30 protein-coding genes are annotated in these 25,046 nt (G+C 53.3%); 19 read left to right on the top strand and 11 right to left on the bottom strand.

Annotated features, from left to right (window positions below):
- Positions 1 to 52 precede the first annotated feature (52 nt).
- The gene (locus B7364_RS15725; protein ID WP_085341030.1) at positions 53 to 559 is read right to left on the bottom strand and encodes a L,D-transpeptidase family protein; all 507 of its coding nucleotides are present in this window, start codon (positions 557 to 559) and stop codon (positions 53 to 55) included.
- Between the two features lie 75 nt (positions 560 to 634).
- On the opposite strand from B7364_RS15725, the gene B7364_RS15720 reads away from it, so the two are divergent.
- Positions 635 to 1,321: a response regulator transcription factor gene (locus tag B7364_RS15720; protein WP_085340982.1), complete on the top strand. Its 687-nt coding sequence runs from the start codon at positions 635 to 637 to the stop codon at positions 1,319 to 1,321.
- Between the two features lie 9 nt (positions 1,322 to 1,330).
- On the opposite strand, the gene B7364_RS15715 is transcribed toward B7364_RS15720, so the two are convergent.
- Positions 1,331 to 2,140 (bottom strand): GntR family transcriptional regulator, encoded by an 810-nt coding sequence (locus B7364_RS15715; protein WP_198534293.1) that lies wholly within the window; start codon positions 2,138 to 2,140, stop codon positions 1,331 to 1,333.
- A gap of 72 nt (positions 2,141 to 2,212) precedes the next feature.
- Positions 2,213 to 2,590, bottom strand: a complete 378-nt coding sequence (locus tag B7364_RS15710; protein ID WP_157893744.1) for a YciI family protein — start codon at positions 2,588 to 2,590, stop codon at positions 2,213 to 2,215.
- A 117-nt stretch (positions 2,591 to 2,707) separates the two neighbouring features.
- Between B7364_RS15710 and B7364_RS15705 the strand changes: the two genes are divergently transcribed.
- The 6 genes from B7364_RS15705 (at position 2,708) to B7364_RS15680 (ending at position 7,241) form a co-directional block, all read left to right on the top strand.
- Complete coding sequence (locus B7364_RS15705) at positions 2,708 to 4,024, top strand: 3-isopropylmalate dehydratase large subunit (RefSeq protein WP_085340980.1); 1,317 nt, start codon at positions 2,708 to 2,710, stop codon at positions 4,022 to 4,024.
- Positions 4,021 to 4,518: a LeuD/DmdB family oxidoreductase small subunit gene (locus B7364_RS15700; protein WP_085340979.1), complete on the top strand. Its 498-nt coding sequence runs from the start codon at positions 4,021 to 4,023 to the stop codon at positions 4,516 to 4,518. The genes B7364_RS15705 and B7364_RS15700 overlap by 4 nt, the downstream gene beginning before the upstream one ends.
- Before the next feature lie 9 nt (positions 4,519 to 4,527).
- Positions 4,528 to 5,412, top strand: a complete 885-nt coding sequence (locus B7364_RS15695; protein ID WP_198534292.1) for an isocitrate lyase/PEP mutase family protein — start codon at positions 4,528 to 4,530, stop codon at positions 5,410 to 5,412.
- 175 nt (positions 5,413 to 5,587) lie between these two features.
- Positions 5,588 to 6,310, top strand: coding sequence for a DUF4908 domain-containing protein (locus B7364_RS15690; RefSeq protein WP_157893743.1), 723 nt, complete (start codon positions 5,588 to 5,590; stop codon positions 6,308 to 6,310).
- A 56-nt stretch (positions 6,311 to 6,366) separates the two neighbouring features.
- The gene (locus tag B7364_RS15685) at positions 6,367 to 6,573 is read left to right on the top strand and encodes a twin transmembrane helix small protein (RefSeq protein ID WP_085340977.1); all 207 of its coding nucleotides are present in this window, start codon (positions 6,367 to 6,369) and stop codon (positions 6,571 to 6,573) included.
- Positions 6,570 to 7,241, top strand: coding sequence for an SDR family NAD(P)-dependent oxidoreductase (locus B7364_RS15680; RefSeq protein WP_085340976.1), 672 nt, complete (start codon positions 6,570 to 6,572; stop codon positions 7,239 to 7,241). The genes B7364_RS15685 and B7364_RS15680 overlap by 4 nt, the downstream gene beginning before the upstream one ends.
- Before the next feature lies 1 nt (position 7,242).
- On the opposite strand, the gene B7364_RS15675 is transcribed toward B7364_RS15680, so the two are convergent.
- The 5 genes from B7364_RS15675 to hemE form a co-directional block, all read right to left on the bottom strand.
- Complete coding sequence (locus tag B7364_RS15675; RefSeq protein WP_085340975.1) at positions 7,243 to 7,680, bottom strand: hypothetical protein; 438 nt, start codon at positions 7,678 to 7,680, stop codon at positions 7,243 to 7,245.
- A 72-nt stretch (positions 7,681 to 7,752) separates the two neighbouring features.
- Positions 7,753 to 9,048 (bottom strand): transcription termination factor Rho, encoded by a 1,296-nt coding sequence (gene rho / locus B7364_RS15670; protein WP_085340974.1) that lies wholly within the window; start codon positions 9,046 to 9,048, stop codon positions 7,753 to 7,755.
- A gap of 138 nt (positions 9,049 to 9,186) precedes the next feature.
- On the bottom strand, positions 9,187 to 9,642 hold the full coding sequence (locus B7364_RS15665) for a CopD family protein (protein WP_157893742.1): 456 nt from the start codon (positions 9,640 to 9,642) through the stop codon (positions 9,187 to 9,189).
- Entirely contained in the window at positions 9,639 to 10,685 is a 1,047-nt protein-coding gene (gene hemH / locus B7364_RS15660; RefSeq protein ID WP_085340972.1) for a ferrochelatase, read from the bottom strand. The genes B7364_RS15665 and hemH overlap by 4 nt, the downstream gene beginning before the upstream one ends.
- A gap of 51 nt (positions 10,686 to 10,736) precedes the next feature.
- Positions 10,737 to 11,783, bottom strand: a complete 1,047-nt coding sequence (hemE, locus tag B7364_RS15655; RefSeq protein ID WP_085340971.1) for a uroporphyrinogen decarboxylase — start codon at positions 11,781 to 11,783, stop codon at positions 10,737 to 10,739.
- 426 nt (positions 11,784 to 12,209) lie between these two features.
- Here hemE and B7364_RS15650 point away from each other — a divergent pair, with 426 nt between their 5' ends.
- The 5 genes from B7364_RS15650 to dnaQ are packed head-to-tail and all read left to right on the top strand — an operon-like array spanning position 12,210 to position 15,861.
- The gene (locus B7364_RS15650) at positions 12,210 to 13,079 is read left to right on the top strand and encodes a pyruvate, water dikinase regulatory protein (RefSeq protein ID WP_198534291.1); all 870 of its coding nucleotides are present in this window, start codon (positions 12,210 to 12,212) and stop codon (positions 13,077 to 13,079) included.
- Positions 13,080 to 13,081: 2 nt separating this feature from the next.
- Positions 13,082 to 13,669: a Maf family protein gene (locus tag B7364_RS15645; protein ID WP_085340970.1), complete on the top strand. Its 588-nt coding sequence runs from the start codon at positions 13,082 to 13,084 to the stop codon at positions 13,667 to 13,669.
- Positions 13,666 to 14,517, top strand: a complete 852-nt coding sequence (gene aroE / locus B7364_RS15640) for a shikimate dehydrogenase (RefSeq protein ID WP_085340969.1) — start codon at positions 13,666 to 13,668, stop codon at positions 14,515 to 14,517. The genes B7364_RS15645 and aroE overlap by 4 nt, the downstream gene beginning before the upstream one ends.
- Complete coding sequence (coaE, locus tag B7364_RS15635) at positions 14,514 to 15,113, top strand: dephospho-CoA kinase (RefSeq protein WP_085340968.1); 600 nt, start codon at positions 14,514 to 14,516, stop codon at positions 15,111 to 15,113. Before aroE ends, coaE begins: the two co-directional genes overlap by 4 nt.
- 1 nt (position 15,114) lies before the next feature.
- Complete coding sequence (gene dnaQ, locus B7364_RS15630; RefSeq protein ID WP_085340967.1) at positions 15,115 to 15,861, top strand: DNA polymerase III subunit epsilon; 747 nt, start codon at positions 15,115 to 15,117, stop codon at positions 15,859 to 15,861.
- On the opposite strand, the gene secB is transcribed toward dnaQ, so the two are convergent.
- Positions 15,858 to 16,358 carry a protein-export chaperone SecB gene (gene secB / locus B7364_RS15625; RefSeq protein ID WP_085340966.1) on the bottom strand — a complete coding sequence of 167 codons (501 nt, stop codon included), beginning with the start codon at positions 16,356 to 16,358 and terminating at the stop codon, positions 15,858 to 15,860. The two genes, dnaQ and secB, sit on opposite strands and share 4 nt — an antisense overlap.
- 136 nt (positions 16,359 to 16,494) lie before the next feature.
- Between secB and B7364_RS15620 the strand changes: the two genes are divergently transcribed.
- The 4 genes from B7364_RS15620 to B7364_RS15605 are packed head-to-tail and all read left to right on the top strand — an operon-like array spanning position 16,495 to position 20,701.
- On the top strand, positions 16,495 to 17,118 hold the full coding sequence (locus tag B7364_RS15620; protein ID WP_085340965.1) for a Tim44/TimA family putative adaptor protein: 624 nt from the start codon (positions 16,495 to 16,497) through the stop codon (positions 17,116 to 17,118).
- Between the two features lie 2 nt (positions 17,119 to 17,120).
- Positions 17,121 to 18,470, top strand: a complete 1,350-nt coding sequence (gene mltA, locus B7364_RS15615) for a murein transglycosylase A (RefSeq protein WP_085340964.1) — start codon at positions 17,121 to 17,123, stop codon at positions 18,468 to 18,470.
- A 2-nt stretch (positions 18,471 to 18,472) separates the two neighbouring features.
- Positions 18,473 to 19,078 (top strand): Smr/MutS family protein, encoded by a 606-nt coding sequence (locus B7364_RS15610; RefSeq protein WP_085340963.1) that lies wholly within the window; start codon positions 18,473 to 18,475, stop codon positions 19,076 to 19,078.
- Positions 19,079 to 20,701 (top strand): alpha-glucosidase, encoded by a 1,623-nt coding sequence (locus B7364_RS15605; protein WP_085340962.1) that lies wholly within the window; start codon positions 19,079 to 19,081, stop codon positions 20,699 to 20,701.
- Here the strand turns inward: B7364_RS15605 and B7364_RS15600 are convergent.
- Complete coding sequence (locus tag B7364_RS15600; RefSeq protein WP_085340961.1) at positions 20,698 to 21,570, bottom strand: dienelactone hydrolase family protein; 873 nt, start codon at positions 21,568 to 21,570, stop codon at positions 20,698 to 20,700. The genes B7364_RS15605 and B7364_RS15600 overlap by 4 nt on opposite strands.
- Before the next feature lie 186 nt (positions 21,571 to 21,756).
- Here B7364_RS15600 and B7364_RS15595 point away from each other — a divergent pair, with 186 nt between their 5' ends.
- Genes B7364_RS15595 through rph form a run of 3 tightly spaced genes read left to right on the top strand, consistent with a single transcriptional unit; the run spans position 21,757 to position 23,649 of the window.
- Positions 21,757 to 22,347 (top strand): ATP-dependent Clp protease proteolytic subunit, encoded by a 591-nt coding sequence (locus tag B7364_RS15595; RefSeq protein WP_085340960.1) that lies wholly within the window; start codon positions 21,757 to 21,759, stop codon positions 22,345 to 22,347.
- A complete protein-coding gene (gene rimM, locus B7364_RS15590) occupies positions 22,340 to 22,933 on the top strand; it encodes a ribosome maturation factor RimM (protein ID WP_232780929.1) in 594 nt (197 codons plus the stop codon). Before B7364_RS15595 ends, rimM begins: the two co-directional genes overlap by 8 nt.
- Positions 22,933 to 23,649: a ribonuclease PH gene (gene rph, locus B7364_RS15585; protein WP_085341026.1), complete on the top strand. Its 717-nt coding sequence runs from the start codon at positions 22,933 to 22,935 to the stop codon at positions 23,647 to 23,649. The genes rimM and rph overlap by 1 nt, the downstream gene beginning before the upstream one ends.
- A gap of 3 nt (positions 23,650 to 23,652) precedes the next feature.
- Here the strand turns inward: rph and B7364_RS15580 are convergent, their stop codons facing one another.
- The gene (locus B7364_RS15580; RefSeq protein WP_085340958.1) at positions 23,653 to 24,921 is read right to left on the bottom strand and encodes a dicarboxylate/amino acid:cation symporter; all 1,269 of its coding nucleotides are present in this window, start codon (positions 24,919 to 24,921) and stop codon (positions 23,653 to 23,655) included.
- Positions 24,922 to 25,046: the final 125 nt, after the last annotated feature.

Here is a 25,046-nt window from a genome sequence, read left to right as displayed (position 1 = left end):
GCAAATAGGCAAGAGCATTCGCGCAACACTTTGTCGGTGAAGCCAGACAGAATTAGTCGGTGAAGGCTACAGCATCGCCCAGTTTTGCATGCTTCAGCAGGTCACGCAGGTCGTCCTCGGCCAAAGCCACGCAACCCTCTGTGGGCCTATAGTCTTCTGAAGCGCAATGCATGAAGATAGCCGACCCCATCGCCGGCACAACAGGGTCATCATTATGTCCAAGGACGACAATGATATTGTAAAGCCCGTCTTCGCGCCACAAATGTTCAGCACTAGCCGGATAGGGATGGGTCACGAACTGATTGTATTTTGGGTCATCTGCTGCATCACACCACCCGTCTTGTGGCTGAATCGGCGTGGCATCAAATCCCGACACAGGCTTGGGTCCACGATCCTCTCTCCAAAAAATGGCACGGATTGGCCACACGCCAAGCGGGCTTGCCCCATCGCCCTCACGCTTTTCAGTAGCGGGCTTTGCACCACCCTTACCAATGGAACAACGCACTTTTGTTTGTCCGTAGGTTAGCCAACCCGATTTTGACGCTGCAAAAACCTGCATAATTTCCCCTGGATCAAGACTCTGTGATGCCGCACCCTCTTGTATCACACAATAGGGTGCAACCATGTAAGGCTCATGTCACGCAAGCGCACCCTCCTTCTGGTCGATGACGACCATGATCTCCGCACCACCTTGGCCGAGCAATTCGAGCTGACGGGGGAATTCGACACCGTTATGGCCCAGGATGCTGCAAGCGGGGTCGCCGCTGCACGCACTCAGGGTCCCGACCTAATTCTGCTCGATATCGATCTTCCTGATCTCGATGGTCGTGAAGCCTGTAAGGCGATCCGCGCGGGTGGATTTGCAGGGCCTATCATCATGCTGACAGGTCAGTCCACCGATTCTGATACAGTCTTGGGCCTCGATGCGGGTGCCAACGACTATGTCACCAAGCCATTCCGCTTTGCGGTACTTCTGGCTCGCGTACGCGCCCATTTGCGCAGCCATGACCAAACTGACGTCGCGACCTTGAAGATTGGCCCTTACGACTTCAAACCCGCCAACCGTACATTGACCGACGCCACCGGCAAGCGCATCCGCTTGACCGATAAAGAAGCTGCAATCCTGCGCTATCTGTATCGCTCTGGCGCAAAGGCAGTGCCTCGCGATGAATTGCTGCGCGAAGTCTGGGGTTATAATGCGGCTGTCACCACGCACACGCTGGAAACCCACATCTATCGCTTGCGACAGAAAATTGAGCCGGTTTCAAGCCGCAACGGTCTTTTAATCACGGAAGGTGGTGGCTATCGCCTTGAGCCATAGGGCTTGAGGCTATCGCCATTCATCGCGGCCGCCTTTGCGCTGCCGGGTTAAATTCATGTGATATTGAAAGCGTTCAGGCCGGTAATAGCCTTGGACAACTTCAATCGGTGCCGATTGGGCATCTTTCATGACGCGCACGATCTTCAAAAGCGGCGAGCCAGTTGCAATCTTGAGAGCTTGGGCCGTTGCAGGCTCTGCGCTGCAAGCTGTGATCCATTGTTCAGCGGAAACCGCCACAAAGCCTGACCGCTCTAGCAAATCCAACATCGGCGTATGCGCCAGCGCATCCGGGTCAAAAGTCGCTGCAATGTCGATTGGTAAGTGGGTAACGATGTAGGAAAAGGGTTCGCCCTCCAACTTGCGGATACGCTCTGCGCGCTGGACAGGGACACCACTTGGGAGACCCAAGAGTTCTGCAATCTCCGCCGTGGCCGCAACCTGGGCCACATTTATCAGTTCAACCTCTGTCGAAAGGCCCATGACTTTCAGGGCTTCCATCAGATTATCAAAGCTGCCCTTCACGACTGGTACAGTGGCATTATAGGTCACGACAGTACCGCGGCCCCGATGGCGGGAAACCATACCCGCCGAAGCCAATTCATTGAGGGCACGCTTTACCGTAATGCGGGAGACATTGAAGACTTGCGTCAAATCCTGCTCGCCTGGCAAAACAGCGCCTAACGGAAAGGCACCTGAGCGAATGCGCTCACGCAGGACCAAAAACAATTGGTGATACAAGGGCGTCGGCAGCCTTGCGTCTACCATAGCGGCCTTAAGCTCGGAACTAGGTTCGTGAGAATTGGGCAAGGTCGTGTCCATGAAGAGAAACTAGTCTGCCCTTAGGAAATGGAAAGCCCTAATTCCGGCAGGCTACTGAAGTAAAATGATGTCTCAACCACCGTTGGCACGCTCCAGAACAGAGTCAAGACTCTCCCAGATCTTACCGCCGGGATAAATTCCGATAGACATGGTCATATCATGTACTTCGACAGTCTCGAACATCCCACACGTGAAATAAGGATCGCCGCGCATGATTGCCCAGGCAGCGTCCACATCATCGGCGCACACAATCAAGCACGAGCCATGGATTGTTGGATTGCCAGGTGCCTTTAGGGGTCCGGCGGTGACATAGGACTGCCAATGGGCTTCAACATGGGCGAGATGCCCCGCCAAATGCTCGATCCGCTTTTCCGGTGCCGTTGGGCCATCTTTGCAGACAAACAGAAAAGTTGGTTGTGTTTGCCTTGGAACTGTCGGTGGATTTGACACATAGTCCTCCCTTTGGATGGCCGTTACCACTTTAGGGGTGAGTCATTGCCTTGCCAATGTTGAAACGTTATTTGATATAAAGATAGATCATTTCTAAACAAAGGTGCACCCGCGCGCATGTCTGAAACTTCCAGACCCCAATTGGTGAGTTCAGGTCAGACTTTGGCACAGAAGCTACTGGCGCGGGCATCGGGTAAGCCACGAGTGGAGCCTGGCGAAATTATTTTAGTACAGGTTGATTTGGCGATGGCGCATGATTCTAGCGGACCGCGCCGGTGGAAGCCCCATTTAGACTCCCTTGGTGCAACCCTTTGGGATCCTTCTCGCATTGTGATTGTGTCAGACCATTATGTTCCGGCCGTCGATGGAGAAAGTGCCGCGATCCTGAAGTTAACGCGTGACTTCGCCAAGGAACATCGAGTGGGGCATTTCTTTGACATGGAAGGCATTTGTCATGCGATCCTTCCTCAGAAAGGTCTGCTTCGCCCGGGGATCTTTGTTGCTGGCGGCGATAGTCATACCCCGCATGCGGGTGCGTTTGGCTGTTATGCAGCAGGGTTTGGTGCCACGGATATGCTTGGCATTGTGGTTACCGGACAAACTTGGACCATTGTTCCTGAGACCATCCGCATTGAGATAACCGGCTCCTTAGGGCCGATGGTGTCCGCAAAAGATGTGATGTTGGTTTTGTGCCGAGAGCTTGGCATGGACAACGCGTTTAAGGCCATTGAATATGGTGGCCCTGGCGTGGAAAGCATGTCGATGGATGAGCGTATGGTTCTGTCCAATATGGCGGCGGAACTCGGGGGAGAAGTCGGGCTGATTGCCGCTGATGAGGTAACCCTTGGCCATATTCGCGCCCATGGTGGAAGTGCGACAGAAGCCGACTTGGCTTGGAAGCCCGATCCTAATGCGACCTATGAACGGATCATTTCTATCAATCTTTCCGACCTCGAGCCGCAAATCGCTCTACCCCATTCGCCAGCCAATAGTTTCCCAATCAACCACGCGCTGGGTTCCCCGATCCACCAAGCTTACATTGGCGCCTGCGTAGGGGCCAAGTTGCAAGATCTCCACATGGCGGCGCAGATTTTAAAGGGACAACGCATCGCCAAAGATGTTCGCCTTCTCGTCGCGCCGGCTAGCTCACAAGTCACTGCTGATGCGGCTGCAGACGGGACTCTGTCGACACTGCTTGCCGCCGGTGCAACATTGTTACCGTCAGGATGTGGCGCTTGTGCCGGCATGGGCGCGGGATTATTGGCCGCCGGCGAAGTTTGTATTTCAACAACGAACCGGAATTTTAAAGGCCGGATGGGTCACGCCGAGGCCTTTGTCTATTTGGCTTCGCCCTACACTGTTGCGGCTAGTGCACTTACGGGCTGCGTCAGCGACCCGACAAAATTCTTGCCGGAATTGGCGGTGGCACAATGACAGAGACAAGAGGGACAGGCCGTGCCTTTGTTTTTGGCAATAACATTGATACTGACCTGCTGGCACCCGGACATTTAATGAAACTGTCTGCCGAAGACTTGGCACAACATTGTCTCGAAGCAATTGCGCCAGATTTTGCAAAGTCTGTACAGCCGGGTGATTTTGTGGTCGCTGGCAAGAATTTCGGCTTGGGCTCATCGCGTGAACAAGCAGCCATTAGCTTACGCCTTCTAGGTGTTGGCGCTGTTATCGCACCAAGTTTTGCGCGAATCTTTTATCGGAACGCACTGAATTTAGGCCTACCAGCGCTTTTCTGTGAGGAAGCCTATCGTATTGCTGACGGCGACCAGTTGATGGTCGACCCGGTCTTGGGCAAGATCACGAACAAGACGCGTAGTGAGACGTTATCGTGTAAGCCTATTCCAGACCATTTGATGGCGATGGTTCGGGCTGGGGGCTTAATCGCTCATCTGAAATCAAGACGCGGCACATAGGGATTGAGCATGACACAAATTTCCTTGCACGAGCGGCTCGGCCAAAGCAATGCCCTTTTAGCCCCGGGGGCTTTTGATGCTTTAAGCGCGCTGATGGTGGAGCAAGCAGGCTTTGAAGCCATTTATATGTCCGGCGCGTCTATCTCTTACACGCAATTGGGCCGGCCTGATATTGGGTTGGTTTCGGCTACCCAAGTTGCCGACATCATTGGCCGCGTGCGCGATCGCGTCCAAATCCCACTCATCGTGGATGCCGATACAGGCTTCGGAAACGCGCTGAACGTTCAACATACGGTACGACTTTTTGAGCGAATGGGAGCCAATGCACTGCAATTGGAGGATCAAACCGCCCCGAAGCGCTGTGGCCATTTGGCTGGAAAAGAACTGGTCGCACCCGGTGAAATGGTGGGAAAGATCAAGGCTGCGGTGGACGCCCGTGCCTCTGACAGCACCCTGATTATAGCACGTACCGACGCCATCGCAGTGGAGGGATTTGACCGTGCATTGGAACGCGCAGACCTCTACCGCCAAGCGGGCGCAGACATTTTGTTTGTTGAAGCCCCGCAAGCGATTGAACAAATGCAGGCGATTTGCCGCGCTTTTCCGGCGACACCGCTCTTGGCCAATATGGTCGAAGGCGGCAAGACGCCACTGCTCACATGCGATCAATTATCCGAGATGGGCTATCGTCTGGTGATTGCTCCTGGCTCCATGGTCCGCCTCCATGCCTTTATCGCACAACAGTTTCTGCAATCGCTAAAGGCGAATGGAACAACGGCCTTGTTCCGCGACAAAATGTTGGACTTTAAACAAATCAATGAGTTATTGGGATTACCAGACCTCATGGATCAAGGTTCTCATTATGAGATGCGCGGTCAAGAAGCGGCGGAATAGTGTTCTATTGCCGTAAGGCTTTTTTCACTGCGTTTCATTACAGTTTTGTCTCTATGTTGCCAGATTCTGGGTGCACGAAAGCTGTATGGTGATTAAGGACAGTCTCTGCTGTGAAAAGCATCTGGGTTCAGGTGTTTGGGCTCAAGCTAAGTTGGGCTTGCTTTCTTGCACCTTCATGGTTTTTGGGCTGGCTTTTGCAGGTTCTGCGGCTGCACAAACTCAAAAGCGGACAAGCGATCTTACGCTGAACGATATGTTCGCCAGCCCAAATGCTGCTGCCGCACAAGCCGTGTCCTTTAGTGCAGGGCCTAACAATATCCGTTTCATCCTAGACCGGTCGCAACCGCGGGTCGTTTTATTACGCTTTGAAGGTGATCCCGAAGTCTGGGCACTGACTTCGCAATGGGGACCACGGGGCGATGAGTTTTTGCGCAATGATATTGGAGAAGTCATTGTGCGCATCACCACATTGGGTGGCGTCACGGTCTATGGTCCATTGGGCACCAATGGGGGCCTAGCTGCTAGCGAGGGGCGTGCGAAAACCCTATCGGCCCCTGTGCGAAGCGAAGGCAATCTGCAAGCCACCTTAGAAAAAGCGCTTCGTTGGTTTGATAAATTCTCCAGCCGAAACATTCGCGTTGAAGCTTCAGGCGCTTTGCCGCCGGCTTTGGTCCATGAATCGCTAGAGCGCGCCGCACAAGGCATGTCGCGCGCACCGCGTGGCTATTTCGGTCGAGCAGAACGTCGTGTCAAGCTGATCCGAGTTCAACGCAGCTTTGATCGCCCCAGTGTACGTTGGCAATCCGGGGTTTTGACGATTGGTGTGGTGCCTGGTGCAGGCTACGCCGGTAGGCCGTCGAGCGCCGCGGTGCTCTTGGCGTTGACTAAGGGCAAATAGTCACACGACAGACTTAGGCGATTGCCCCGACCATACGCTCGGCATATATCAATCCTATGACCTTAGAACCCCTCAATATTGCAATCTTCGTTGCTATGGCTGTTGTTTTGGCCGTCTTGGTTGCCGGTATCGCTAATCTGGCCATAACGGGTGACAAAGCTCGGTCACGGTCTAACCAGCTGATGCGACTGCGAGTTGTGGTTCAGTTCATTGCCGTCCTTCTTTTGATGCTTGGCTTTTGGCTTAAAACGCGCGCGGGATGACGAAAAGAAGCTTTACCGGCAAGGTTGCCTTAGTTACCGGTGGCGGTGGGCGGTTTGGCCGTGTCATGAGCCAGGCCTTGGCACAACGCGGCTGTTCGCTCGTTGTCGGTGATTGTGACCTTTCAGCCGCGCGAGAAACGGCAGCCCAAACCCAAGGATTAGCCGTAGGTTTGGATGTTCGCGACCCGCCTATGTGGCTCAACGCGCTAACTTCAGCTCGCGACTTATTTGGATCGGTCGATTTCATTTTTCATTGTGCCCAACATCATGGAGAGGGCAATAGCGCTGAGGACTTTACCCAAGTGTGGGCCACTCAAATCACCGCCTTGGAGATCGCTCAACGCGCTTATACGGCCGATTTCGCCAAAACAGGGGGAAGCCACATTATCTTTGTCTCTGCGGCAGCTTGGATTCCAGATGGAGCGCGACCCTTATGGTCGGCAGCAGAAGCTGCAAAGCGACATTGGCATAAGGCTAATCGGCTGTCGCCAACTCGGATCCCGAGCTCACTAATTGCTTATGATGTCCCACCCCGTACCAACAGCAAAACACAAAATGATGAGATTGCGGCGGCAACGCTCTGGGCCTTAGCGCGCGGCGAACGTGACGCATATGTCCCAGGTGGGTTTGGGGTTAGAGGCTTTTGCCGTAAGGCGGCCAGCGACTAAATTAAGCCGGCATCCCCGGGCAGCGCAAGTATTTCTCAGGGGTTGCGCCATCCCAAGAAATACTGGCCGTCTCGTCACTTATCTTCTCAATAATCAAGCTAAATGACACCCCAACACCATTTTGGCCTTTGACTTCAAAGCCTTTTTCAGTTGGGTCCACCGCCAAAATTTTGTGGCGCTCGATGCCAGATGGTCGGATGCTGTCTAACCAAAGACCGGACTCTTCATCCATGAGAACATAGCCTTGATTCATCCGTTGAGGATTACAGGCTATTGGCCCCGCATCGGCGGGCTGACCCATAAAAGCAGCATTTGTTTCTTTGCCAGCGAACAGAAAGTCACGGTCGTCTGCAGAGATTTTTTCAAGTGGGTCTGCTGGCGCGCAGGCACTCATGATTAGACCCACCGCCAAGAAACCTGTGATTAGAGTATAGCGCATCGCCAGACCCCCTTATCGTATGCGGTGGGCACGATCCCATCGCGGTACAAGTGGACCATAGAGCGGTTAATCTTATGTGTTCATACTCTGGAAAAAGTCGTCGTTGTTTTTGGTTTGCTTGAGTTTATCCAGCAAGAATTCCATCGCATCCATGGTACCCATGGGGTTTAGGATTCGGCGAAGCATGTACATTTTTGGCAGGTGCTCTTTTGGAACCAAAAGCTCTTCTTTCCGGGTACCGGACTTGATGATGTCGATGGCTGGGAAGACGCGCTTATCAGAGACTTTACGGTCGAGAATGATTTCAGAGTTACCCGTACCTTTGAACTCTTCGAAGATGACTTCGTCCATCCGCGAACCGGTTTCGATCAGCGCAGTGGCAATGATGGTCAGCGAACCACCTTCCTCAAGATTTCGCGCTGCGCCAAAGAAACGCTTTGGACGTTGCAGGGCATTTGCATCCACACCGCCGGTTAACACTTTGCCGGAAGATGGCACTACCGTGTTATAGGCACGGCCCAGACGGGTGATGGAGTCGAGCAAGATCACGACATCGCGACCATGCTCGGCCAAGCGCTTTGCCTTTTCTATAACCATTTCAGCAACTTGCACGTGGCGCGTCGCGGGCTCGTCGAAGGTAGAAGATACCACTTCGCCCTTCACAGAGCGCTTCATATCAGTCACTTCTTCAGGACGTTCGTCGATCAATAGCACGATCAGATAAACTTCTGGATGGTTAATCTCGATCGACTTAGCGACATTTTGTAGAATGACCGTTTTGCCGGTGCGAGGTGGCGCCACGATCAAAGCACGTTGGCCTTTCCCGATAGGGGCTACAATATCGATGACCCGGCCAGTACGGTCTTTCCGGGTGGGGTCTTGGATTTCCAGATGTAACCGTTCGTCTGGATAAAGAGGGGTTAAGTTATCGAAATTGACCTTGTGGCGGGCTTGCTCTGGATCGGTGAAGTTGATCGTATCCACTTTTGAAAGAGCAAAATAACGTTCGCCGTCCTTAGGTGCCTTTACGGGTCCTTCGACGGTATCACCCGTCCGCAAACCGTGGCGGCGAATTTGTTGGGGCGAGACATAAATGTCATCTGGGCCGGACAAATAATTGGATTCTGGAGAACGCAAGAACCCGAAGCCATCTGGCAAAACTTCCAACACACCGCCGCCGCCAATTTCTGAACCGCGCTCGGCCTGTGCCTTTAAAATAGCAAAAAGTAGATCCTGGGTGCGCAGATTGGATGCACCATCAATTTCTAGGGATTCTGCCAGCACCACCAATTCAGTTGGGGTGCGGGTCTTTAATTCTTGTAGGGTGGACCGGCGAGGTGGGGCGTCGATCGACAATTCCTCTGACATGTCAGGGCCTCAAAATATCTTTGGTGAAAGCCGTCTTTGCAAGGACTGCAGCGGCTGTAATGCGGTGCCAAACCAGAAGAAGGTCTTGGCATCTGATGTCCACATGACGATTATCGCATGCGGGGTCAAGGTGTGTTGTTAAGAAAAAGGCTCAAGGACCACCATAAAGACAGCGACAATCATCAAAACAAAGGGCAACTCGTTCAAGAAACGAAAGGCCACATGGTTCAGCGGGCGCTCTCCGCGCTCAAAAGCTTTCCGCCAACGCATGTATAAATGATCAACAGCGGTAATGGTGGTCACCATGGCCAGTTTAATCTGCATCCATGGGTGGGCCAACAAATCCCATCCGCCTCGACCGACCAAAAGACTCACGCCCAAAATCCACACGACAATCATCGCTGGAACCATAATTCCGCGATGCAGACGCCGTTCCATAACAATCAATTGTTGATCCAGTTCTCCGCCATGAGGTGCCATAGAATGATAGACAAACAAGCGCGGTAAATACATCAACCCGGCCATCCATGCGATCACCGCAATCAAATGAAGGGCTCGAAAGACCTCATAATGACTAGCGATCCATAGACTCATGCCGCGCATCCACCAAATTCTGCCCTTGGGCAGGCGGGACAGGCGACAACACAGCCTGTCGTTCGCGCTGCAAGGATTGGGTCTGGGCCCTCAAGTAGATCCGTGGTTAGGCGGGCCAATTCGTCGATAAATTTCGCCCGTGTACCGAGCGCTGGTGCGCGCAAGTAAAGGGGTACACCAACTTCATGGGCCACTTCATAATATTCTTCATCTAATTCAACCAAAGTCTCAATATGTTCTGAGACAAAGGCAATCGGGACGACGATCACCGCTATTTTGTCCGCACCGGCACGCTCAATTTCAGTCTCAGTCGCCGGACCGATCCACTTCACCGGCCCCACGCGAGACTGATAGCAAATAGCATGCTCAAAATGATCTGGAAGAAGAGGCCGAAGGGCCGCCACTGTCTCTTCAACCTGTTTTTGATACGGGTCACCATCAAGGATGATCTTTTCTGGCAGGCCATGCGCCGACCACAAAACACGCACACGTTGGGGCGAGCCACCAGCCCTCCAGGTTTCCATAACCGCTTCAGCATGCGCTTCAATAAAGCCTGGAGCGTCAGGATAACAGCAAATCAGCTTGGTTGGACCACCGCCGGCCTTTTTCCAAGCCTGAAGGGATGAATCTGTCGTCGTCGTCGAAAACTGAGGATAAAGCGGCAGCAACACGGTTTCGTCTGGATTGAACGCGCGCACTTGCGCAACCGCATCCTTCACAAACGGCTTCCAATAACGCATCGCCAAGAAGGTTTTGACTTCGGCATTTTCATAGCCTGGACGCGCCTTTACGGCTTTTTCTAGCGCTTCTGCTTGCGCTAAAGTCTCGGGCACCAGTGGCGAACCACCACCCATTTTTGCGTAATTGGCCCGCGCTGATTTTGCCCGCAGCGTCGAGATCAGCCGTGCCAACATCCAGCGAACAGGGCCTGGAACGCGAATGATAGCTGGATCAGAAAACAAATTCTTTAAAAAAGGGCGCACTGAGTCCGGCCCATCCGGACCCCCTAGATTAAAGAGAACAATCGCTATTTTTTGTCCCATAGACCTATCAATTACCTTTTTTGGCCAGCGGTAGTCCAACTTAGCCGGTATTTAGGCCAAACCCTTTACTCGGCGCATAACATATTCGACATTTGGGATCGGCGTTGCAGGAACGACCCCATGTCCCAGGTTGAAGATATGTGGTCCCGTCGTCGCCGCGGCAAGAATGGCATCCACAGCCTGTTCCAAAGCCGCACCGCCGGCCATCAAAGCCATGGGATCAAGATTGCCTTGTAAACAAACTTTTGGCCCCAATGCAGACCGTGCTGCACTCAAATCAGCAGCGATATCCAGCCCGACACCTTGGACGCCGGTCTCTTGCTGAAATTGACCAACGCGGTGGCCTGCCCCGCGAGGAAAGCCGATAATAGGAACCTCTGGATAGACAGCGCGAACGACATCTACTGCGCGCCTTATTGGCTTGGTTACCAAACGAGCGAACAAGTGCCCTGGAATATCTTCAGCCCAAGATTCAAAAATCTGTAGCGCATTCGCGCCAGCCTTAACTTGGGCAATAAGATGTTGGCCAACAGCCTCTGCCAAAATCGCCAAAAGCTCATCCACTAAGTCAGGGTTCTGATAGGCAAAAGCTCTAGCAAGGTCACGTTCGCCCCCACGTCCTTGGATCATATAGGTCGCCAAGGTCCAAGGTGCGCCAGCAAAGCCAATTAGCGCCCTGTCTGCATCCATCGCCGCCCGAACTCGTTGTAAGGCCTCATAGACGGGTGCCAAGCGCGTTTCCAAACGCGACATATCAAGTTTCGCAATATCCTCCGCGCCTTCAAGGGGTGTTAAAAGGGGCCCCTCGCCCTCTGCGAAACGCACATCCCGACCCAAAGCATGTGGAACGACCAAAATATCGGAAAAAATGATGGCTGCATCGACTGGATAACGACGAACAGGTTGCAATGTGGCTTCAGCTGCCGCTGCGGGCGCGTAGCAAAAATCAAGGAAACTTTTGTTTTTTGCCCGCAGCTCTCGATATTCTGGCAAATGACGCCCAGCCTGGCGCATGAGCCAGATCGGAGGATGGGGTTGTTGCTCACCTAGGAGGGTGCGAACCAACGCGCTATTTTGTCCCTTTGCTCCCTCACCCATCTCGGGCTCCCCTTCCCTTATAAGATTTAGATTCTTGAATCAGTAGACAGTAGTGCGGTGGATAGACTGATCCTCGTAAGTCACCTGCATGACCTAACGGGATTTCTCAAGCGGTTTATCAGCTTTTGCCCCTGTTTTCTCCACAGGGTGGAGAGGCTGAAAAGCTCTGAAAATCATGTGATTGCTTGCCGAATAGGGTGACAGTTACCCCCAACGGGGATGCTAATTTCAACATCTTACCAGCCTTGTGGATGTTCGAGAAAAGTTCCGCATGGCTTTTTCGCTGGTAGTACACAAGCGACGATTTGCCTCACATATTCATACAAAATTAACCGCGTTTCTTAGAGATTCATTAAGCCCTTTTAACAAGTTATTAACAGCCCTACCGGGATGGCCGGGTGAGACTCCAAGAAGTTTGACCCGATCATGTATGAAAACCTTGATCCAGACTGCTTCGTCAGCCACACCTTCCAAATGCGCATGTCCACGTTTCTAAATGTACATTTGGTGTCTGACTCGACTGGCGAGACGCTGAATGCCGTATTGCGGGCGGTTGCGCCTTTGTTTGAAGGCGTGACTCCGTTGGAGCATTCCTACTATCTTGTGCGCTCCCGTCGCCAGCTGGACCGCGTCTTGGCAGAAATTGAGTCTTTTCCAGGGGTAGTCCTTTTCACCATCGCCGCGCACGATTTACGTGATGTGTTGGTAGACCATTGCAAGCGTCTAGGCATCCCAGCACTACCGCTTTTGGACCAAGTTCTCACCATGTGGGAACATCATTTGAAAATGCGGGCCGGTGAAAAGACCGGGTCTAAACAGGCGCTTGATGAAAATTACTTCCGACGGATCGATGCGCTCAATTACACAATGGCTCACGATGACGGTCAAATGGTACATGAATTCAATCAGGCTGAAGTTGTTTTAGTTGGCGTAAGCCGCACGTCGAAAACCCCAACCTCCATTTATTTGGCCAACCGTGGTATTCGTACTGGCAATTTTCCACTGGTTCCCAAAGCGCCAATTCCGCAAGCCTTATTGGAGCTAACAAAGCCTTTGGTAGTCGGCCTTCGGGTTTCACCCGACCGTTTGATTGCTATACGGCGAAATCGACTTTTGTCTCTCAATGCGGATGCGACGAGCGAATATGTTGATGAAGATGCGGTTCGTGAGGAGATAACAGATGCTAACCGTCTGTTTGAAAGGCAAAATTGGCCGGTTATTGACGTGACGCGCCGATCTATTGAGGAAACCTCTGCCGCGATCTTAAACCTGCTTGCCGAGCGGAATGCGAGATAATCATGTTGACGCTTGCTTCTACCAGCGCCATTCGAAAACAAATCCTTTCGCAAGCCGGTGTCGAGTTTCAGGCGGTTGGATCTGGGGTTAATGAAGATGCCGTCAAAGAGGCCATGCGCGCTGAAGGTGCTAGCCCACGAAATCAGGCCGACAAATTAGCTGAACTCAAAGCTGTTAAAGTTTCGCAGAAGCACAGCGGGTTTGTACTTGGATGCGACCAAATTCTTGCGTTTGACGGTCGTTCCTTTGATAAGGCCGAGACTTTAGAAGAAGCTTTTGAACGTTTATCTGAGTTGCGCGGCAAAACCCATAGTTTAGAATGTGCATCCGTGATTGCTAAAGACGGTCAAGTCATTTGGCGCTTGGTCACGAGCCCCAAACTCACCATGCGGGCATTCTCTGATGCTTTTTTGCGGGATTATCTAAGGGCTTATGGTCATGAGGCCCTTTCAAGTGTTGGTTGTTATCAATTTGAGGGTCCGGGCGCGCAATTATTTGAGCGCGTCGAAGGCGATTTTTTCTCGATTCTAGGTCTGCCATTGTTAGAAGTTTTGGCCTTTCTGCGTCTTCATGGGGAACTGCAAACATGAAGATAACTGGATCGACAGAGCTTTATGCGGTTTTGGGCAATCCCGTACGCCATTCCATGTCACCTATTTTGCAGAATTCATGGATTCAAGCCCATGGGTTTAACGCGCTCTATGTGGCTTTACCGGTCGAGCCGGAAAATTTTGAAACAGCCTTAGAAGGCTTGGCAGCTAGCGATGTCTGTGGACTGAATATTACGACCCCATTTAAAGAACGTGCTGCAGCGGCAGCTTTACAGCAGTCTGACCGAGTGCGGTTGATTGGTGCCGCTAATTGTTTGAGTTTGGACCGGACAGGCCGTGGTTATGACGCCAACAATACCGATGGAGACGGATTGGTCGCGGACCTCGATAACCGTGCAGCACAATGGCGCAGTCTGGAGGGCCATATTGTTGTCTTGGGTGCAGGAGGTGCAGCCAGATCTATTCTTGCTGCCTTGTCTGCCCATAGTGATAAAGAAATTTGCGTGATTAATCGCGATCAAGCACGGGCGCAGAAAATCGCTGATCAGCTAAATCCACAACAAATTCGTGTTGGAACGTGGCAGGACCTGTCGCAGAATTTGGCCAATTCCAGCCTTGTTATCAACGCTACCAGTCAAGGTCTTAATAACCAAGCGCCGTTTTCTCCGGATTTTTCGCCGACCCATCCGGATGCGATCATTTATGACACCATCTATTCGCCTCGCATGACCGCCTATTTAGAGAGCGCAAAAAGCCATAAACGTCGCTATCTTGATGGGCTTGGTATGTTGGCCGGGCAAGGAGCCTTGGCGTTTCAGCATTGGTTTGGCATTTTACCTAATCTGCAAGACGGCCTACACACGTTGGAGAAGGCGCTTACTGCATGAAGATTGTGGCGCTGACCGGCTCTATCGGTATGGGGAAATCGACAACCTCGGCCATGTTTCAAGATTTGGGCGTGCCTGTTTGGGATGCTGATGCTGCCGTTCACCGTCTCTATAGCCCGGCGGGTGCCGCAATTGGCCCGCTTCAGGCGTTAGTCCCCGAAGCAATTGGCCCTCAAGGTGTTGATCGAAGCGTTCTAACATCTAGAATTTTACAAGACCCGACGCTTCTGAAACAAATCGAAGCCATCGTGCACCCCTTGGTCGGTAAGGATCGCGCGGACTTTTTGGCTGCTGAACGAGAAAAAGCGGCACCTTTGGTAATCGTTGATGTACCGCTCTTATTTGAAACCGGTGGCGAAGCTTATGTGGACGCGGTGATCGTCGTTTCTTGCCCGGCTGATATTCAAAAGGCACGGGTTCTGGCCCGCCCCGGCATGACAGAGGAGAAGTTTCAGGCGATTTTAGCCCGTCAGACTCCTGATGAGATAAAGAGGGCTGAGTCCAATTTTGTCATCGAGACTGGCTTAGGGCTTGACGTGGCACGCGAACAAGTTGGGAAAGTTTATGCCGCCTTGATGGCGGCAGCGGAAAAATAAGATGCGCGAAATCGTTTTTGATACTGAAACCACTGGAACTGACCCGGAGCGGGGCGACCGAATTGTCGAAATCGGTTGTGTTGAGTTAATCGACCTTGTTCCGACCGGCGCGACTTTCCATCGCTATATCAATCCTGAGCGCGATGTCCCAGCTGAAGTGGTTCGGGTTCACGGCCTGACCAATGAGTTTTTGGCCGATAAGCCAGTGTTTGGTGCGTCGGAGGTGGTTGAAGAGTTATTGGCTTTTATCGGCGATGCCCCGCTTGTGGCGCATAATGCCGAATTTGATCGACGCTTTTTGAATGCTGAGCTTGGGCGCCTGGGCCTGCCGTTGATTCCAAAAGAACGCTGTGTCGATACCTTAGTGATCGCGCGCAAAAAATATCCTGGTGCTCCAGCCTCTCTGGATGCTTTATGCCGTAGGTTAAACATTGATTTGACCGCACGCGATAAACACGGGGCCTTGCTGGACTCCCAATTGCTCGCCGCGGTTTATCTTGAACTAAAAGGGGGCCGGGAAAGGCGTCTCGATTTTCTCGATCCTGTCGAGGCGGCTCAGGCCCCGAACCAAACGACGCAAGGCATTTTGGAAACCAAAGCCGGAAAGCCAAGGCGCGAACGACACCAAGCTTTAGAGCCCTTATCTACTTCAGAAGAAATAGAAGCGCACCGCGCCTTTATTGCCACCCTTGGCAAGGAACCGGCTTGGCACAAGTTCCTTGCCGAAAAGGGGCAGGCAATCGCTTAGGAAGGCTGACCGCCGGACCGCTCAATGCGCTGAGTGGCATAAAGTGCGCCAAAATCCATTGGATCCAACATCAACGGCGGATAGCCACCGGCTTGGCTGTTCGTCGCAATCAATTGGCGCGCAAATGGGAAGAGAATCTTCGGACATTCAGCCAACAACAGGGGCTCCAAAGCTTCACCAGGAACATTGGCGAACTGGAACAAGCCTGAATACACCAACTCGATGATGAATTGGGTCTGACCTTCGCGATCACTGCGCGCATTGATCTTCAAATCGACTTCAAAAACGCCGGATTCATCCATCGCCCGGGCGCTCACGTCTAATTGAAGATCGATTTTTGGCTGTACACCTTCCCGCAAGGAATTTGGTGCATTTGGATTTTCAAACGAAAAATCCTTTACATATTGGGCTAAAACACGGACCGAAGGGGCAGTTTCGGCCCCACCATTCGCTAAAGAACCGTTTTCTAGTGGCGCAGAGGCCGTTTCGTCTGTCATGTGATGATCTCCAGAAGCTGTGGTGGCTAGCACGCAACAGCCCTTTACGGCAACCAAGTGGCTGACTTACGCCACATTGCACCCTATATGTGAGAAAGACCGCCATTTAAAACCAAGCGGAACCGGATCGAAAACCATGGAAATAGTCTTTTTTGCCGTTGTGGCAGCACTCGTCCTTGGCCGTTTGTACCAAGTGCTAGGCCAAAACCGTGGCGCTGAGCCACCTCCCATGCGGCAGCCACGATTTGGTTTACCAGATGCGCCTGCCGACAAGGGCGATACAGACACGCCCGCATCCGCCGATGAAAACGGCAAAGTCCTGCCGTTCCCGGTCAAGGACTATGATGGGCCTGGTGCTGCTGGTCTGAAGGCGATCGGTGCAGCCCAACGCGGTTTCAGTGCAGGTAACTTCTTGGATGGCGCGAAAGCGGCTTATGAGATGATCGTAACCGCTTATGGCTCTGGAGATGAGGAGACGTTGAAAGGCCTCGTCGATGCCGATGTATTCGAAGCCTATAAGGTTGCGATGGATGAGCGTCGGGCCGCGAATGCGCCTAAGATTGAAGTCATTCGGTTGAGCGATGCGAAAATCGTCGATGCCGAGTTGGACGGCAAGATTGCCCGCATTGATGTAGCTTTCTCGTCCGACCTAGCCGATGGCGGCGATGGCTTGCGTGCAGCTGATGAAATCTGGACGTTTGAGCGTTCTGTTGACGCGCGCGATCCAAACTGGCTCTTGAGCGCAGTCCGGACCGCCTAAACATGCGTCGATCTTTGGGTCTTTTGGCCGCATCAGGCTTGGTGCCGGTTTTCCTCGCGGCCTGCGCCACGGTGGCACCATCACCCGTGCCTGTACCAGCTCCACAACCAATGCCGTCACCCGCGCCTGTGGCGGCAACAGTGGTACCTCCGCCGCCCGTAGCGGTAGCGCCCGCGACACCTTTAAGATCGGCAACGAGCCCGATTACGGCTTCTGCCGCACCAGTGCCGCCGGCCGATATTGTACCTTTGCAGTTTAGCCAAGTTGCATTTGAAGGCCTGCCAGATTGGACGGAGACCGATGTAGGGGCAGCGCGGCGCGCACTGGTTCGTTCTTGTGCAATCTCTCAAGCCCGGCCCAAAGACCAGTTTTTGTCTCCGATTGCGACTTATTCAGGTCGTATAGGTGATTGGGCCGAGGTTTGTGCTTTGGCCCAAGATCCCAGTCTTGAAGATCGCAGCTTCTGGGAAAGCCAGTTTCAGGCTTGGCGTGTCTCAACCGAAACCACCGACATCGGAAGACTAACTGGCTATTATGAGCCAATCATGGCCGCGTCGCGGGTAAAGACCTCCGTACTTTCGGAGCCTATACAGGCCAGACCTTCAGACTTGTTTGAAATTGACCTAGGTCAATTCGATCCCACGCTTCGTAATCGCTCTATCGTCGCTCGGATGGAGCGGGGAAAAGTTGTCCCTTATTGGTCACGGGCTCAAATCAACGAAAACACTGCGCCCGTATTGGCCTGGGGAGAGCCGGCAGAGGTGTTGTCCTTGCAGGTTCAAGGTTCTGGCCGACTACAATTTGAGGATGGCACACAAGTTCGTGCCGCTTTTGCCGCCCATAATGGGCATCGCTTTGGGTCAAATGCGCAAGAATTGATTCGCCGTGGAGCATTACCGGTCAATGGCGCTTCGATGGATGCAATCAAAACGTGGTTTAAGACGGCATCTCCCAAGGAAGCGCGTGAAGTTTTGAATGCGAACCCACGCACCGTGTTTTTCCGTCTTGAACCCATTAAGGACCCCAGCCTTGGGCCAAGAGGCGGGCAGCAGGCCGCTTTAGAAGCAAATGGGTCGCTCGCTGTGGATACGAGCTATCATGCGTATGGCGTTCCCATCTTCTTGGTAGCGGATGCCCCGCGCGTGGCCCTGTCTGCCGATGTCAGCTTGCGCCGTTTGGTCGTCGCCCAAGATACAGGCGGAGCCATTCGTGGCCCCATCCGAGGGGATCTTTATTGGGGCACGGGGCCAGAGGCAGGATTGCGGGCTGGCCGGATCAATCATGACGTGCGGTTCTGGGTGCTTTTGCCAAAGGGCATGAACCCCACACCCGCCGCTAGCGCAGGCCGCTGAGTATGAGCCGGCGTCGCGATTTGATGCCGGAGGAAGCAAAACTGTGGCATCGGGTTGCCCGAACTGTGCGGCCTTATGGCCATGGAAAACCCAAAACAGAAGGAGACGACCTTCCGCCGGCAAGCGCCTCGGTGTCAAAGGTCATTCAAAAGCCTGCACCGGAGTTACCCCATTTGGTGCTTAAGCGAGCAAAAGCGGCCCGACATGTACCGGTGTCTCCTGCCCCAAAGCCAGAGAACAAACCGGCGACTCTGGTTTCAGATGCTTCCGGGCACAAAAAGATACGACGCGGTAAGCTGGACATTGACGGCACACTTGATTTGCATGGCTATCGACAAATGGATGCTCAAACTGCGCTTTCTGGCTTTCTGGTCCGCATGCGGTCTAGCGGCGCGCGCTGCGTTTTGGTGGTGACGGGCAAAGGTCGCGCGGTCGAAATTGGTGAGGATTATCTGACACCCCAACCCGGCGTCATCCGTCGCCGCCTACCAGAATGGCTGAGCGGTCAAGGCATCCGGGAGCATGTCTCTGGTTATGCTTCTGCCCACCCACGTCATGGCGGTAGCGGCGCTTATTATGTCCTGTTGAAAGCGCTGAAGGATGCTTAGATGAGCGGCCACACACCCAGAGAGACTTGGTGGAAGACCCGCTCGGTCTATCAGATTTATCCACGGTCCTTTCGCGATGCCAATGGCGATGGTGTGGGTGATTTAGCCGGAATAACCGCGGGCCTTCGTGCAGTTAAGGCCTTAGGGGCTGGGATTGTCTGGTTGTCGCCGATCTTCCGCTCACCCATGGTCGATAATGGCTATGACATGTCGGGCTATCGCGAGATTGATCCTCTGTTTGGGACGATGGCGGATTTTGAGGCGCTATTGGCTGAAGCCAAACGTCTGGACCTTAAAGTCGTTTTGGATATTGCGCTCAATCACACTTCTATTGATCACCCATGGTTTCAAGCGGCCCTCGCCGATCCAGGTGGGCCTTATCGCGACTATTATATTTGGCGGGATAAGCCCAATAATTGGCAGTCCATCTTTGGTGGTCCGGCTTGGTCTAAGCCTGAGGGTGATTCAGCCTATTATCTCCATCTGTTCGATAAGACGCAGGCAGATCTAAATTGGGAGAACCCGGCTGTCCGCAATGAGATATATGGTGCCATGCGGTTTTGGCTAGATAAGGGCGTAAGCGGCTTCCGTCTTGACGTCGTAACCGTTATCTCAAAACCGCCTGGGCTACCCGATGCGCCAGACCCTAGGCCGATGCCGCTTTATCATATGTTGGCGGGCGGTCCCCGTTTACATGAATGGCTGCGGGATATGCGGCGTGAGGTTTTTGATCGTTATGATTGCGTCGCGATTGGAGAGGGGCCGGGCCTTAATCCAGAACGGGCTGCGGCCATCGTGAATCCTGCAGACCCCATGCTGCACATGATCTATCACTTTGATTTTGTAGACCATACGGGTTCACGTCAGGGTGAGGATTGGGATCGTGTGTGGTTCAAAAGTGTATTTGATCGTTGGGATAAGGGCATTGGTCCGGATGGCTGGAATTCCTGTGTCGTGGGCAATCATGACCTCCGCCGTTTCATCGCCCGCTTTGGTGACCCAAAGGCGGAGACCAAGCTGGTCGCAAAAGCCTTGGCAGCTAGTTATATTCTACAACGTGCCACGCCCTTTATTTATCAGGGCGATGAATTAGGATTGGGTGATACGATCATCACAAAAGTTGAGGAATTGGACGATGTTTGGGCGAAGACCACCTATCGCTTGGCGAAGTCCAAAGGCAATAGCGAAGCCGAATCCCTAGCCAAAGCCGTCGCAATGACGCGCGATCATGCCCGCACCCCCTATCCCTGGACCCCTGAAGGTGGATTCGGCGCGGGCAAACCGTGGCTAAAACCTACCCCCAATCGTGGAGGTGTGGATTTAGCTACCCAGCAGGGGGACGAACATTCTGCCTGGGCCTTTTGCCATGGCTTGTTAGAGCTTCGGACAAAAGATCCCGAAACTTGGGTTTTTGGAGCCTATGAAGATCTGCTGCCCGAGCACGAATCCTTATTTGTCTATCGGCGCGGCACGCATGGCTTGGTTTGCGTGAATTTGTCCAGCGAGCCTTGGCCTCTACCAGAGCCAATCGTCGCGCTCTTGGCGGAGCGCAGCTGCATCTTCACTTCTGGGGACATCACCACAACCCAAATGGGCCCGTGGTCGACACAAGTCTGGGCCTAAGGCTTCACGCCATGGGCAGCGAACCAAGCGAGTAACTCATCCCAGCCCAGTTTTGCGGCCGCTTCTTGATATTGCGGCCGATAATCAGCGTGGAAGCCATGTTGGGTCCCGGGAAAAATGATAAAGCGGCTTTCCCGATTTCCTGCTTTTTCCAGAGCGGCTTTCATAGCTTCAACGCTCGAAAGCGGAATTCCGCCGTCATTTTCCGCATAAAGCCCAAGGACTGGGCTTTTCAGTTCACCTGCCACATCCAAGGGCCATTTGCGCTGATCGATAGACCCTTCGCGGGGTGTCAAACGGCCATACCAAGCGACCCCAGCCTTGATGCGAGGCGTAAGCGCGCTGGCCATCCATACAACCGCCCCACCCCAACAGAATCCAGTAATCCCAATTGCATCCTTCTTGACGAATTTCTGCTGGTCGATCCAAGCAATCGTGGCCGTTATGTCGCCCATAACTTGTGCATTATTGGCCGCATTCACTATGGGCATGATCTTGCTAAAGTCGGTAAGCGGTGCAGGGTCGCCAACACGCGCAAAGAAGGAGGGCGCGATGGCGACATAGCCTAAACGGGCAAGCCGGCGACATACGTCGCGAATATACTCATGCAAACCGAAAATTTCACTCACCACAATAACAACAGGCTTCCGCCCTTTTGCCTGCGGGCGCGCTACAAAGGCGGGCAGGTCAAAGCCTTGCGACGGAAAGCTCACCATTTCAGTTATCAAGCCATCGGAAGGGGTTGTGATCGCAGCCGCATGAACTGGATGAATCGCCGCTGCAAAGCCTGCAAAGCCCAAAGCGCCAGTTAGGCCACGACGGGACAAAGCAACAGTGGCATCGGGGCCGTCAGGACGGGTTAAATTCATGGCGAAATACTCCTCCGTCTTTGGGTTTCATCTTTGACTAAGTGCGTCAAGTGCATTGCACGCTCTTTCATAATCCATCAGGCTTTACCACTTAGAGCAGACGATAACAGCGCTGCGGCTGCCGCTAGGTTGACCAAATCAACAAAAGCGTGTCGGAAAGAGCGAGTGAACGAGGAGCCTAGAAGCATGTTTCGCATGGACGAAGAAGACGAAAGCAAAGCGGGAAGCCCAGCCCCAGCCATTGTAGAAAAGGCGCTCTTCGACAGCCGCACCATTCTACTTACCGGCGGCGTGGACGATAAACTGGCCCAGCGGGTTTGTGAACGCATGCTGGCTTTGTCGGGGGAGTCCGATAAGCCCATACTTTTGATCATCTCTTCACCAGGCGGTCATGTAGAAAGCGGCGATATGATCCATGACATGATCAAGTTTGTGTCTGCACCTGTGAACGTTTTGGGCTCGGGCTGGGTCGCCTCTGCGGGTGCCTTAATTTATGCTGCGGCTGAACGCGAGCGTCGCTTCTGCTTACCCAACACCCGCTTCTTGCTGCATGAACCACGCGGCGGTGTTGGTGGCATGGTGTCGGATATTGAAATCCAGGCCCGCGAAATCATCCGTATGCGCGAGCGTCTAAACGCGATTTTTGCCGAGGCGACGGGCCAACCCATCGAGAAAATCAAGGCGGATACCGATCGCGATTATTGGATGAGCGCGGAAGAAGCCGTGGCCTATGGCCTTGTTGGCAAGATTGTCACCAAGCGTACCGATATTGGCTAAGCCTTTCGTATTGGTAGGCGCTATCGCCGGTGCCTTTGGGGTGCGCGGTGAGATACGCCTGCGCAGCTTTACTGCAGACCCTGAAGCTATCGTGGATTATGCCCCTTTTTGTAATGAAGAGGGGCAAGCTATCTTATCAGTCCAATCTTGGCGGCCGATTAAGGATGGCATTGTGGTGACTTCCAAAGAGGTGCCGACGCGAGAAGCAGCGATGGCTTTGCGAAATACCAAGCTGTTTGTTCCCCGTGATCGATTGCCTGCAGCGGAAGAAGACGAGTTTTATCATGTTGACTTGATTGGGCTTCGTCTGGAGGCCTTGGACGGAGCGGACCTGGGTCGTGTTCGGGCGGTCATTCCCGGACCCCAAGATTTGCTTGAGATTGAGACGACGCCCGGTGCCAAAGGTAGTTGGTTTCTGCCCTTTACCAAGGCCTTGGTTCCTATTGTTGATTTACCAGGAAGAAAGTTGGTTGGCGATGTGCCGATTGGCTTGATTCCGATGATTGGCGAAGTCTTAGAAGAGCCACCAGAGCAACCCTCTCGCGCGAAATCTTCAAAAAAGCCATTGAAAGGCCCCACCACATGATCCGTCCCTCTGCTCGAACCCCCGAACAATTGCGTCCGTTGAGCCTTGAAGCCGGTGTGTCGCGTTATGCGGAGGGCTCCTGCCTTGCGAAGTTTGGCAACACGCATGTGCTGGTGACAGCCTCTTTGGAAGAAAGCCTTCCCGGTTGGCTAAGGGGACAGAAGCGTGGTTGGGTGACGGCTGAATATGGCATGTTGCCCCGTGCTACCCATACGCGGGGTCGTCGCGAGGCGGCGTCTGGCAAACAATCGGGGCGCACACAGGAGATTCAGCGCTTGATAGGGCGTGGTTTGCGCTCTGTTGTCGATCTGGTCGCCTTGGGGGAGCGCCAAATCACCATCGATTGTGACGTCATCCAAGCCGATGGCGGCACACGCACTGCGGCGCTGACAGGTGCGTGGGTCGCGCTGAAGCAGGCTTGCCTGTATCTCAAGGCTGAGGGCTTGATCACAGAAGAGCCAATCCGCGCGCAAGTTGCCGCAGTTTCATGCGGCATTTATCAAGGCGTCCCGGTTCTGGACCTCGATTATGCCGAGGATTCAAATGCAGAAGCCGATGCCAATTTTGTGTTAGCCCAAGGGCTTGGCCTTGTTGAAGTGCAAGCAACAGGCGAAGAGCGGCCCTTCACCGAGGCAGAGCTACAAGTCCTGCTGTCGCTGGCAAAGTCTGGCTGTGAGGATTTGTTTGCGGCCCAGCGCCAAGCACTGGGCCTTTAAACTTTAGCTTTGGTTTTTGATGCCGGCCTTTTGGTCGGCCACTAATTCATCATCGGTCAGATCGCCTTCCCATTTGGCGACCACAGCTGTGGCGATAGAGTTGCCAATGACGTTGGTGGCAGAGCGGCCCATGTCGAGAAAATGGTCGACCGCTAGGATCAGCAAAATCCCAGCTTCTGGAATTTTGAAGAATGAAAGTGTTGCTGCAATCACGACGAGTGAGGCGCGTGGAACCCCCGCCATGCCCTTTGATGTCACCATCAGCAACAGCAGCATAGTGGCAATCTGTGGGACGGTTAGGTGGATGCCATAGGCTTGGGCGATGAACAGCGTTGCGAAGGTGCAATACATCATCGAACCGTCGAGATTGAATGAATAGCCCAAAGGCAGCACGAAGCTGGCGATACGGCGCGATACGCCAAACTTCTCTAATTGCTCCATGGTTTTTGGATAGGCCGCTTCAGATGACGCAGTAGAGAAAGCAAGCAAAGTGGGTTCGCGAATGCGGGCGATCAAATTACCGATCGCTGGGCCGATGACAATAAAGCCAGCGAGCAGCAAAAGCCCCCACAAAATCATCAAGGCCAAATAGAAGCCACCAATGAAGGATGCATAGGTGCCCAGAACGGCTAAGCCCTTGGTTGCGATCACGGCGGCCACGGCGGCAAACACGGCCAGCGGTGCCAATGACATCACATAGCCCGTGAGCTTCAACATGGCATGGGAAACCCTGTCTGCCAGGTCTGCCAAGGGTTTGCCCTCTTCGCCCATTGCGGTCACAGCGACGCCGAAGAAGATCGAGAAGACCACAATCTGCAAGATTTCATTGTTCGCCATGGCCTCGACGATGGATTTCGGCACCAAATGGATGATAAAATCCTTCAAGGTCAGCGCTGTAGGCTTGATATCGCTTACGGCATCAACAGGCGGGATCGGCAGATTTAGGCCAACACCCGGGTGCAACAAGCTGGCAATCACGGCACCCAGAGTCAAGGAAACCAAAGACGCCGCGAGAAACCAAGCCATGGTTTTGATGCCAACGCGGCCCAAAGTTGTTGTGTCGCCAATATGGGCGATTCCGGCGACCAAGGTCGCAAACACCAGGGGCGCGATAATCATTTTGATCAAGCGCAAGAAAACATCGGTCACAATCTTAAAATTGCCTGCCCAGACTTCTTGGCCTTCTTTAGGAACAAATTGGAAAATGGCGGCCCCGACCACAATTCCCAAAACCATGGCGGCGAGAATAAAGAGTGTGAAATGCTTGTTCATGCGGCAGCCCTGTTTCTAATCCGAACACACAGAGAGCCAGGAGGTTGCAAAACCCCTGTTGGTCCCGCTCTCCTGTGGTCCACCCCCGTGCGACTTAGAGACTAGACTTATGCTTCATTCAACTT

It is taken from the genome of Aquidulcibacter paucihalophilus (assembly GCF_002105465.1).
GTDB classification, from domain to species: domain Bacteria; phylum Pseudomonadota; class Alphaproteobacteria; order Caulobacterales; family Aquidulcibacteraceae; genus Aquidulcibacter; species Aquidulcibacter paucihalophilus.
Note: the sequence above shows the minus strand (reverse complement) of the source record. Positions and strands in the feature narration are given on the sequence as shown.